Origin of the sequence: Mycobacterium sp. (assembly GCF_039583805.1) — a bacterium.
Taxonomy (GTDB): domain Bacteria; phylum Actinomycetota; class Actinomycetes; order Mycobacteriales; family Mycobacteriaceae; genus Mycobacterium.
The window spans coordinates 15,271-25,646 of sequence record NZ_JAVKSH010000045.1 but is presented as its reverse complement, the minus strand read 5'-3'; the positions used below and the strand labels follow the sequence as shown (position 1 = coordinate 25,646).

Sequence of the window (10,376 nt, the reverse complement as noted above, 5' to 3'; positions counted from 1 at the left end):
CACAGGATCGGCCCGCCGTTGGCCGGGTCGTAGACGTGGGCGCCCAGGTGCCGGTCGGCCGCCAACCCGAACAACGCTGCGGTCAGCAGCGGGAACACCATCAACACCATGATCGACGTGATCAGGATGGTCCAGGTGAAGATCGGCACCCGGAACATCGTCATGCCGGGCGCGCGCAGGCACACCACCGTGGTGATCATGTTGACCGCGCCCAGGATGGTGCCCAGACCACCGACGATCAAACCCATGACCCACAGATCCCCGCCCGCGCCGGGGCTGTGCACGGCGCTGGACAGCGGCGTGTAGGCCGTCCAGCCGAAATCGGCGGCACCGCTGGGCGTGACAAACCCCGAGATCGTGATCAACCCGCCGAACAGGAACAGCCAGTAGGAGAGGGCGTTCAGCCGCGGGAACGCGACGTCGGGGGCGCCGATCTGCAGCGGCAGCACCAGGTTGGCGAACCCGAACACGACCGGGGTGGCATAGAACAGCAGCATGATCGTGCCGTGCATGGTGAACAGCTGGTTGTACTGCTCGTTGGACAGGAACTGCAAACCGGGAGCGGCGAGTTCGGCGCGCATCAGCAGCGCCAGCAGGCCGCCGATGAAGAAGAAGACGAAGCAGGTGACCACGTACATGACACCGATCACCTTGTGATCGGTGGTGGTGACCAGTGAGTAGAGCCGGGAGCCAATCGGCCCCCGGCGAGCCGGAAACGGCCGCTGCGGTTCGAGTGCGGTCAAGAGGGTTGCTTGGGATGTCACAGGCTCGTCCTCTCCGTGAGCCGGGCCGCGAGAGGCCCAAGGTCCCCGCGACGGCCGCCAGAAGACCCTGCGCCTGGGCCGTGCAGGTGTGCGACCGTCAACTGCGGGTCTGCGGCTCGCGGTCTCCGGCTAATATAAACAATTAATATCCATTAAACTAGCTCTGCGGCAGGGCTGACGGGAGGTTGCCGGGTGGACGAGCACATCGACCGAGGCGTCGCCACCGCACCGACGGCACAGCCTCCGGGGCAGCTGCCGCCCACGGACCTGTCCGACCGTTCCGACGTCGAAGCGCTGCTGCGGCGCTTCTACGGCCAGGTGCTTGTCGACGACGTGCTGGCGGAGCCGTTCGCCGACGTCCGGGCCCGCGGACTCGACTCGCACATCCCGAGGATGTGTGACTTCTGGGAGACGGTGCTGTTCCGCGCCGGGCTCTACCGGGGCAGCGCGCTCGATGCTCACCGACCTGTCCATGCCCGCGTTCCGCTCTCAGACAACCACTTCCTGCGGTGGCTGACCATGTGGACCACCACGGTCGACGAGATGTATCGGGGTCCGGTCGCCGAGCACGCGAAAATCCAGGCCGGCCGCATCGCGTGGGCCATGCACCGCCGGCTGACCGGCGCCGACACCGGGGAGCTCGACGTCCGGGTCGCCCGCCGCACGGGATAGCCGCGTGCTTGCGCGGCCGGCACACCGTTACTAGGATATGCAAGTATCCTGTTGTTCCGCGTCCCCGAGGGTTGTCATGACCGCACAGATCCCGCACTTCCTCGACGGCCGACGCACCGCCGGGCTGTCCGGTCGCACCGCCGAGGTCTTCAACCCCAGCACCGGCCGGGTGCAGGCCCTGGTGCCGATGGCCGGCACCGCCGAGGTCGGCGCCGCGGTCGCGTCCGCCAAGCAAGCGCAGCAGGACTGGGCGGCGTGGAACCCGCAGCGCCGGGCGCGGGTGCTGATGCGCTTCGTCGAGTTGGTCAACCAACACATGAACGAGCTGGCCGAGTTGCTGTCCCTCGAGCACGGCAAGACGCTGGCCGACTCCCAGGGCGACATCCAGCGCGGCATCGAGGTGATCGAGTTCTGCATCGGGATCCCGCACCTGCTCAAGGGCGAGTACAGCGAAGGCGCAGGCCCGGGCATCGACGTGTATTCGCTGCGCCAGCCGCTGGGGGTGGTCGCCGGCATCACCCCGTTCAACTTCCCGGCGATGATCCCGCTGTGGAAGGCCGGTCCGGCACTCGCGTGCGGAAACGCGTTTATCCTCAAGCCTTCTGAACGGGATCCGTCGGTGCCGGTGCGGCTGGCCGAGCTGTTCGTCGAGGCGGGCCTGCCGCCCGGCGTGTTCCAGGTCGTGCACGGCGACAAGGAAGCCGTCGACGCGATCCTGCACCACCCCGACATCGCCGCCGTCGGCTTCGTGGGCAGCTCGGACACTGCGCAGTACATCTATGCGACCGCGGCCGCCACCGGCAAGCGCGCCCAGTGCTTCGGCGGCGCCAAGAACCACATGATCGTGATGCCCGACGCCGACCTGGATCAGGCCGTGGATGCGCTGATCGGTGCGGGATACGGCAGCGCCGGCGAGCGCTGCATGGCCATCAGCGTCGCGGTTCCCGTCGGCGAGCAGACGGCGGACCGGCTGCGCGACCGACTGGTTGAGCGGGTCAACAACCTACGGGTGGGCCACAGCTGCGACCCCAAGGCCGACTACGGACCGCTGGTCACCGGGGCCGCATTGGCGCGCGTGCGCGACTACATCGCCCAGGGCGTCGCCGCGGGAGCCGAACTCGTCGTCGACGGCCGCGATCGAGCCAGCGACGACCTGGCGTTCGGTGAATCCAACCTGCAGGGCGGGTTTTTCATCGGGCCGACACTGTTCGACCGCGTCACGCCAGAGATGTCGATCTACACCGACGAGATCTTCGGCCCGGTGCTGTGCCTGGTGCGGGCACACGACTATGAAGAGGCGCTGCGGCTACCCACCGAACACGAGTACGGCAACGGCGTGGCGATCTTCACCCGCGACGGCGACACCGCGCGCGACTTCGTCTCCCGGGTGCAGGTCGGAATGGTCGGCGTCAACGTGCCGATTCCGGTCCCGGTGGCCTACCACACCTTCGGCGGCTGGAAGCGTTCCGGCTTCGGCGACCTCAACCAGCACGGCCCGGCGTCGATCCAGTTCTACACCAAGGTCAAGACAGTCACCTCGCGCTGGCCGTCCGGCATCAAGGACGGCGCCGAGTTCGTCATCCCGACCATGAAATAGGCTGTTTCATGCAGTTTTTCGGCCTCAACGACGACGAACGGGTGATCACCGAGACGGCCGCCGCGTTCGCCGGGAAATGCCTCGCCCCGCACGCGCTGGACTGGGATGCCAGCGACCACTTCCCGGTCGATGTGCTGCGCGAGTCCGCCGAACTGGGTATGGCGGCGATCTACTGCCGAGAGGACGTCGGCGGCAGCGGCCTGCGCCGGCTCGACGGAGTGCGGATCTTCGAGCAGTTGGCCACCGCCGACCCGACCACCGCCGCGTTCCTGTCCATCCACAACATGTGCGCGTGGATGATCGACAGCTTCGGCGCCGCCGAGCAGCGCAAGTCGTGGGTGCCGCGGCTGGCCACCATGGACGTCGTCGCCAGCTATTGCCTGACCGAGCCCGGCGCCGGTTCGGACGCCGCGGCGCTGCGCACCCGCGCGGTGCGGCAAGGCTCCGCACCGAACGCGGACTACGTGATCGACGGCGTCAAGCAGTTCATCTCCGGGGCAGGCGCGTCGGACGTCTACCTGGTGATGGCCCGCACCGGGGATGAGGGTCCGCGCGGCATCTCGGCGTTCATCGTCGAAAAAGGTTCCGCGGGTCTGAGTTTCGGCGCCCACGAAGAGAAGATGGGTTGGCGTGCGCAACCCACGGCGCAAGTGATCCTTGAGGGTGTGCGGGTGCCCGCCGACGCGATGCTGGGCGGCGCGGACGGCGAGGGCGCCGGGTTCTCCATCGCGATGAACGGCCTCAACGGAGGCCGGCTCAACATCGCGGCCTGCTCCCTGGGCGGCGCGCAGGCCGCATTCGACAAAGCCGCGTGCTATCTCCGCGACCGCCAGGCGTTCGGCGCTGCCCTGATCGACGAGCCGACCATCCGCTTCACCCTGGCCGACATGGCCACCGCGCTGGAAACGTCTCGAATGTTGTTGTGGCGCGCGGCCAGCGCGCTCGACAGCGCCGCCGACGACAAGGTCGAGCTGTGTGCGATGGCCAAGCGGTATGTCACCGACGAGTGTTTCGAGGTGGCGGACAAGGCCCTGCAGTTGCATGGCGGCTACGGTTACCTGCGCGAGTACGGTGTGGAGAAGATCGTCCGCGACCTGCGGGTGCACCGCATCCTGGAGGGCACCAACGAAATCATGCGGGTGGTCATCGGCCGGGCCGAGGCGGCACGGGCCCGCACCGGGGCGTAGAAAGGGCCGGGCTTGTCGACTGTCGCGTTCCTGGGACTGGGCCATATGGGCGGGCCGATGTCGGCGAATCTCGTTGCGGCCGAACACACCGTGCGGGGTTTCGACCCGGTGCCCGCGGCCGCCGCGGCCGCCGCCGACCGGGGCGTCACCGTGTTCGACAGCGCTGCCGCCGCGGTGGCCGACGCCGAGTTCGTCGTCACCATGCTGCCCAACGGGGACGCCGTCAAAGGCTGCTACGCCGAAATCCTGCCCGTGGCAGGTCCGGGAGCGCTGTTCGTCGACAGCTCCACGATCTCCGTCGACGACGCCCGCGACGCCCACGCGTTGGCCGAGAAACACGGCGTGGCCCAGCTGGATGCGCCCGTCTCGGGCGGGGTGGCCGGTGCCGCCGCCGGCACGCTGGCCTTCATGGTCGGTGGTGACGCGGCGGTGCTGGAGCGGGCACGTCCGGTGCTGAACCCCATGGCGCGCAAGATCATTCACTGCGGCGACGCGGGCGCGGGCCAGGCGGCCAAGATCTGCAACAACATGGTGCTGGCTGTGCAGCAGATCGCCATCGGCGAGGCGTTCGTGCTGGCCGAAAAGCTGGGCCTGGAAGCGCAGTCGCTGTTCGACGTCATCACCGGCTCGACCGGCAACTGCTGGGCGCTGCACACCAACTGCCCGGTGCCGGGGCCGGTGCCGACATCGCCGGCCAACAACGACTTCGCGCCCGGCTTCGCCACCGCGTTGATGAACAAGGACCTCGGCCTGGCGATGGATGCCGTCGCCTCGACGGGTGCGACGGCGCCGCTGGGCAGCCACGCCGCGCAGATCTACGCCGGCTTCGCCGCCAGCCACGGCGCCCTGGATTTCAGCGCGGTGATCACCCTGCTGCGCGGCGACTGAACATCCGCCGCCGCCTGGTCAGAAGTCACCGGCGCCGCGCCGCAGGGTCTGGATTGCCGCCACCAGCGCCCGCGAGTCCCGCCCGGACATCCCGATGTCGGCGAACACTTGCTCGTTGAGCGTCACGGTGGCGTCCTCGACCGTGGAGCGGCCCAGCTCGGTGATCTGCACCAGGGTGGTGCGCCCGTCGGTGGGGTGCGGCACGCGGAGCACCAGCCCGTCGGCCTCCAGCCGGCGGATCGCGTGCGTGACGCTGGTGACGTGCACCTGCAGCCGGTCGGACGCCTTGGTGATCGGCAGCGCCCCGGTGCGGCTGAATGCCAGCAGACGCAGCAGCTCGAACCGGGAAAAGCTCAGATCGTAAGGGCGCAGCGCGGATTCGACGCGGGCGAGCAGGATCTGATGGGCCCGCATCACCGAGGTCACCGCGACCATGCCCTCCGCGACATCTCCCCACCCGGCGCGCTCCCAGTTGGCCCGCGCCAAAGCGATCGGGTCATCGTCGGATGTCGAGGCGGCCACGCCTTGTTCTTACCGCACTCGTCCGGCCGCACGTCGAACGCGTGGCGGGTTCGGCCCGTCGACCTTCACGACCGCGGTGTTCGCGTTGCACCGCGTCGCGGGCGCCCCAGGAGCCGGCCCACCCGTCTGTCGTCGACGGTGTGCCGACGGGAACGGCGGTACCCGTGGTGCCGCCGTTCTGTAGTGTCAGACACCGGTTTGTACGTCGGTCCACGCAGTCGACGACGGGGGGACGTTTCGATGTTGCGCCCGCACGCCGCCGCCGGGGTCCTCATCCTCGGCGCCGGCCTGGTCGCTCTGCACCCGCCGGCTCCAGCGCAGCACGAGCTGCACTTCCACGCGGTGCGGCTCACCGGCGGCGACGCCGCGGATTCCCCGCTCGGCGACGGCGAGGCGCTGATCATGGGCGCCACCGCTCTGCCGACTCCCAGCGCGACCTACGCGGACTTCGTCGACAAGCTGTATCTGGCGCCGGGCGGCTTCACCGGCACGACCCACATCGTGACCACACCCGAAGGGCTGTACCCCTTCCTGGGCCCCTTCGGCGAGACCCTCGACGCGTCCGAGGCGCAGGGACAGCAGACCGTCGACAGCGCGATCCTGCAGCAGCTCGCCGGCGGGCACGTCGATGCCGCCAACCCCGTCGTCGTCTTCGGCTACTCCCAGAGCTCGGTGATCGGGTCGCTGTTGATGCCCCAGCTGGAAAGCCAGGGCGTGCCCAGCGACGATGTGCACGTCGTGCTGGTCGGTGACCCAAGTGCCCCCGACGGGGGTATTCTCGAGCGTTTCGACTTACCCGCGGGCACCCAGCCGACCATCCCCAGCCTGGGTCTGACGTTCAGCGGTGCCGAGTCGTCGGACCTGTATCCGACCGACGTGTACACGCACGAATACGACGGCTTCGCCGACTTCCCCCAGTACCCGATCGACCCGCTGTCGGACCTCAACGCCGTGTTGGGCGTCGCCTTCGAGCACAGCACCTACCTGGGCCTCACGCCCAGCGAGATCCAGGACGCGATCGCGCTGCCCACGTCGGCGGCCGACACCCTCACCAACTACTACATGATCCCGGTCAGCACCTTGCCGCTGCTGGACCCGTTGCTGCTGATTCCGGTCATCGGCAAACCGATCGTCGACCTGCTGCAGCCGGACCTTTCGGTGCTGGTGAACCTCGGCTACGGCGACATCACCGAAGGCTGGAGCCAAGGGGACGCCGACGTGCCCACCACGTTGGGGTTCCTGCCCGGCGCCAGCGTCCTCGAGCAGGTCCCGCAGGCCCTGATCGCCGGCCTGGGTGACGGGGTGTCCGCCGCACTCGACGATCTGATGAACCCGGGCACCTACGCGTTTTCGTTGCCGACCTGGGTCGACGAGCTGATCAGGGAGGCGCCGGTGCTGCCCGGCAGCACGTTCTCGATCCTGTCTCCCGTGCCCACGACACTGGGAGATCTTGTCGACACCTTCCCGCCCCACACGGGCATCCCGGCCCTGGACGTTGCCACCGCGTTGTTGATCACGTTTCCCGAGATCGACTACCAGGTGTTCGTGACCGAACTTGCCGACCACAACCTGGCTGACGCTGTCGGCATTCCGATCGCCGTCGACTTCGGCCTACTGCCGTTCGCGCTGATCGCTGCGGGGCTGTGACCGCGCCGGCACCACCGGCCGCCGAGCCTCCGCTGCGGCGATCGGCGGCGTGACAGCGCCGGGACCCGGCCGCTGCCCTGCGCGCGGTCAGCCCGAGCCCGCCGTCAGGATCCGCGGCCCGTTCTCGGTCACCGCGACGGTGTGTTCCCAGTGCGCCGCGCGGGAGCCGTCGGCGGTGGCGACCGTCCACTCGTCGTCGAGCACCACAGTTTTGCCGGAGCCCAGCGTCAGCATCGGCTCGATGGCCAGCACCGAGCCCGCGGCGAGCAGCGGACCACGGCCCGGGGCCCCCTCGTTGGGCAGGAACGGCTCCATGTGCATCTGCCGGCCGATGCCGTGACCGCCGTACCCCTCGACGATTCCGAAAGCGCGGCCGTAGCGAGCCCGGGCGGCGCGCGTGCCGGTTTCGATCGCGTGCGAGACGTCGGTCAGCCGATTGCCGGGCCTCATCGCCGCGATCCCGGCCTCCATCGACTCCCTGGTGGCCCGTGACAGCGCGTCGTCGGCCGGGCTGAGCGGCCCGACGCCGAACGTGATCGCGGCGTCGCCGTGCCAGCCGTCGAGGACGGCGCCGCAGTCGACGGACACCAGGTCGCCGGGCGCCAGGATCTCGGCGGCCGACGGGATGCCGTGCACCACCCGGTCGTTGACCGAACTGCAGATCGACGCCGGGTAACCGTGGTAGCCCAGGAACGACGGCGTCGCGCCGGCCTCGCGGATCACCGATTCGGCGATCTCGTCCAGCCTCCGCGTCGACGTCCCGGGGGCTGCGGCGTCACGCACCGCGCGCAGTGCCGCGGCGACAACCGCGCCCGCCGCGACCATCGCGTCCAGCTCGCCGGCGCTGCGCTGCGGCACCACCTTGCGACCGCGCAGCCCCGCCAGGGCGATCACGGTTACTGGCCCAGGGCCTGCAGTGCGCGGGCGAACACTTCGTCGACAGCGCCGACGGCATCCACCGTCTTCACCGTGTCGTGGTAGTACTCCAGCAGGGGCGCGGTCTCGTCGCGGTAGACGTTCATCCGGTTATGGATGATCTCCGCGGTGTCGTCGGCCCGGCCGCGGCTTTCGAGCCGCTCGAGCAGCACCTGCTCCGACACCCGGAACTCCAGCACCGCATCCAGTTTCCGGCCGCGGCGTTCCAGCATGTCGTGCAGCGCCCGGGCCTGCTCGAGCGAGCGCGGGTAGCCGTCCAGGATGAAACCCGCCGCCGCATCCGGCTGGTCCAGGCGCTCGTCGACGAGCGCATTGGTCAACTCCGAGGGCACCAGGTCACCGGCGTCGAGGTAGCGCTTGGCCTGCAGGCCCAGCTTGGTGCCGGCGCGGATGTTGTGCCGGAACAGGTCGCCCGTCGAGATCTGCGGGACGCCGAGTTTCTCGGCCAGCTTGTTGGCCTGCGTCCCCTTGCCCGCGCCGGGCGGCCCCAGCAGAACCACTCTCACTTCAGGAACCCTTCGTAGTTGCGCTGCATCAGCTGGCTTTCGATCTGTTTGACGGTGTCCAGGCCGACGCCGATCGCGATCAGCACCGCGGTGCCGCCGAACGGCAGGTTCTGCACAGTCCCGGTGTTGCCGATCTGGAGGAACAGGTTAGGCAGCACCGCGATGACGCCGAGGTAGATCGAGCCGGGCAGGGTGATGCGGCTCAGCACGAAACGCAGATAGTCCGCGGTCGGCCGGCCCGGCCGGATCCCGGGGATGAATCCGCCGAACTTCTTCATCTCGTCGGCGCGTTCGTCGGGGTTGAAGGTGATCGACACGTAGAAGTACGTGAAGAAGATGATCAACCCGAAATAGAGGCCGATGTAGACCGGGTCGGCCGGGTTCGACAGGTAGTTGCCGACGAATTTGTCCCACCAGGTGTTGCCCACCCCGCCGGTGCCGCTGCGAATCAGCTGGGTGATCAGATGCGGGATGTAGATCAGCGACGACGCGAAGATGACCGGGATGACGCCGGCCTGGTTGACTTTGAGCGGCAGATACGTCGACGTGCCGCCGTACATCCGCCGCCCCACCATGCGCTTGGCGTACTGCACCGGGATCCGGCGCTGGCCCTGCTCGACGAAGACCACGCCGATGACGATGACCAGCGCTGCCGCGCAGACCAGCGTGAACGTCACCCCGCCGCGGCTGTCCAGGATTGATTTGCCTTCACCCGGGATGCGCGCGGCGATGCCGGCGAAGATCAGCAGCGACATGCCGTTGCCGATGCCGCGCTCGGTGACCAGCTCGCCCATCCACATCACCAGCGCCGCCCCGGACGTCATCACCAGCACGATCACGACCAGTGTGAAGATGCTCTGGTCGGCGATGATGTCCAGGCTGCAGCCCTGCAGCAGCCCGCCGTTGGCGGCCAGCGCCACGATGCTGGTGGCTTGCAGGATGGCCAGCGCGACCGCCAGGTAACGGGTGTACTGGGTCATTTTCGCCTGGCCTGCTTGACCCTCTTTGCGTAACTCCTCGAACCGGGGAATGACCACGGTGAGCAGCTGCACGATGATGCTGGCGGTGATGTAGGGCATCACCCCGACCGCGAACACGCTCAGCTGCAGCAGCGCGCCGCCGGAGAACAGGTTGATCAGCGAGTAGATCTGGGCCGCTTCCCCGCCGCTGACCTGCGCGATGCACTTCTGCAGGTTCGGGTAGTTCACACCCGGTGACGGGATCGTGGCACCGACGCGGTAGAGGACGATGACGCCCAGGGTGAACAGGATCTTGCGTCTGAGGTCGACTGTTCGCATCGATGAGATGAAAGCCGAAAGCACTCTTCCTCCTGCGCAAGCCGGGCGTCGGTCGCGGCATGATGGCTGGCCTGGCCAGCGTCGGTCAATCCTGCGTCACGCAGCACCCGCAGGCCGGGGCGTGTCCGGGCGCGCGTCAGACAGACTACGAGACTAACAGCGCAGGCAGCGGCCGCCCGCAGCCAGGCGTACAGTTTCCGCTAGCTCATTACGCAGGCTAACTATCACGACCTCGGAGGGGCCGGGCATGGCGCGACGCGACAGCGACAGCTGGGACCTGGCATCGAGCGTGGGGGCGACCGCGACGATGGTCGCCGCCGCCCGGGCGCTGGCCAGCCGGGACTCCGAGCCGCTGATCG

General features: G+C 68.6%; 10 protein-coding genes and 1 pseudogene. 6 read left to right on the top strand and 5 right to left on the bottom strand.

What is annotated here, in order from left to right:
* The coding region (locus tag ABDW21_RS08200) for a cbb3-type cytochrome c oxidase subunit I (protein ID WP_343710292.1) at window positions 1-764 on the bottom strand (764 nt) is incomplete at its 3' end.
* A 252-nt stretch (window positions 765-1,016) separates the two neighbouring features.
* Here ABDW21_RS08200 and ABDW21_RS08195 point away from each other — a divergent pair.
* The 4 genes from ABDW21_RS08195 (at window position 1,017) to mmsB (ending at window position 5,108) form a co-directional block, all read left to right on the top strand.
* Window positions 1,017-1,436: a group III truncated hemoglobin gene (locus tag ABDW21_RS08195; protein ID WP_343602422.1), complete on the top strand. Its 420-nt coding sequence runs from the start codon at window positions 1,017-1,019 to the stop codon at window positions 1,434-1,436.
* A gap of 76 nt (window positions 1,437-1,512) precedes the next feature.
* Complete coding sequence (locus ABDW21_RS08190; protein ID WP_343602410.1) at window positions 1,513-3,033, top strand: CoA-acylating methylmalonate-semialdehyde dehydrogenase; 1,521 nt, start codon at window positions 1,513-1,515, stop codon at window positions 3,031-3,033.
* Between the two features lie 8 nt (window positions 3,034-3,041).
* Entirely contained in the window at window positions 3,042-4,220 is a 1,179-nt protein-coding gene (locus tag ABDW21_RS08185) for an acyl-CoA dehydrogenase family protein (RefSeq protein ID WP_343602411.1), read from the top strand.
* Between the two features lie 12 nt (window positions 4,221-4,232).
* Window positions 4,233-5,108: a 3-hydroxyisobutyrate dehydrogenase gene (gene mmsB / locus ABDW21_RS08180; RefSeq protein WP_343710291.1), complete on the top strand. Its 876-nt coding sequence runs from the start codon at window positions 4,233-4,235 to the stop codon at window positions 5,106-5,108.
* An 18-nt stretch (window positions 5,109-5,126) separates the two neighbouring features.
* Here the strand turns inward: mmsB and ABDW21_RS08175 are convergent, their stop codons facing one another.
* Complete coding sequence (locus ABDW21_RS08175; protein WP_343602414.1) at window positions 5,127-5,630, bottom strand: MarR family transcriptional regulator; 504 nt, start codon at window positions 5,628-5,630, stop codon at window positions 5,127-5,129.
* 240 nt (window positions 5,631-5,870) lie between these two features.
* On the opposite strand from ABDW21_RS08175, the gene ABDW21_RS08170 reads away from it, so the two are divergent.
* Window positions 5,871-7,277 carry a PE-PPE domain-containing protein gene (locus tag ABDW21_RS08170; RefSeq protein ID WP_343710290.1) on the top strand — a complete coding sequence of 469 codons (1,407 nt, stop codon included), beginning with the start codon at window positions 5,871-5,873 and terminating at the stop codon, window positions 7,275-7,277.
* 87 nt (window positions 7,278-7,364) lie between these two features.
* Here ABDW21_RS08170 and map read toward each other — a convergent pair whose 3' ends face one another.
* From map to secY, 3 genes are read right to left on the bottom strand one after another with little or no spacing between them, the layout of a single operon-like run.
* Entirely contained in the window at window positions 7,365-8,171 is an 807-nt protein-coding gene (gene map, locus ABDW21_RS08165) for a type I methionyl aminopeptidase (RefSeq protein WP_343602417.1), read from the bottom strand.
* Between the two features lie 2 nt (window positions 8,172-8,173).
* Window positions 8,174-8,719, bottom strand: coding sequence for an adenylate kinase (locus tag ABDW21_RS08160; protein ID WP_343710289.1), 546 nt, complete (start codon window positions 8,717-8,719; stop codon window positions 8,174-8,176).
* Window positions 8,716-10,041, bottom strand: a complete 1,326-nt coding sequence (gene secY / locus ABDW21_RS08155) for a preprotein translocase subunit SecY (protein WP_343602420.1) — start codon at window positions 10,039-10,041, stop codon at window positions 8,716-8,718. The genes ABDW21_RS08160 and secY overlap by 4 nt, the downstream gene beginning before the upstream one ends.
* 223 nt (window positions 10,042-10,264) lie before the next feature.
* Here secY and ABDW21_RS08150 point away from each other — a divergent pair.
* Window positions 10,265-10,376: pseudogene (locus tag ABDW21_RS08150) on the top strand (SAM-dependent methyltransferase); the annotation flags it as partial.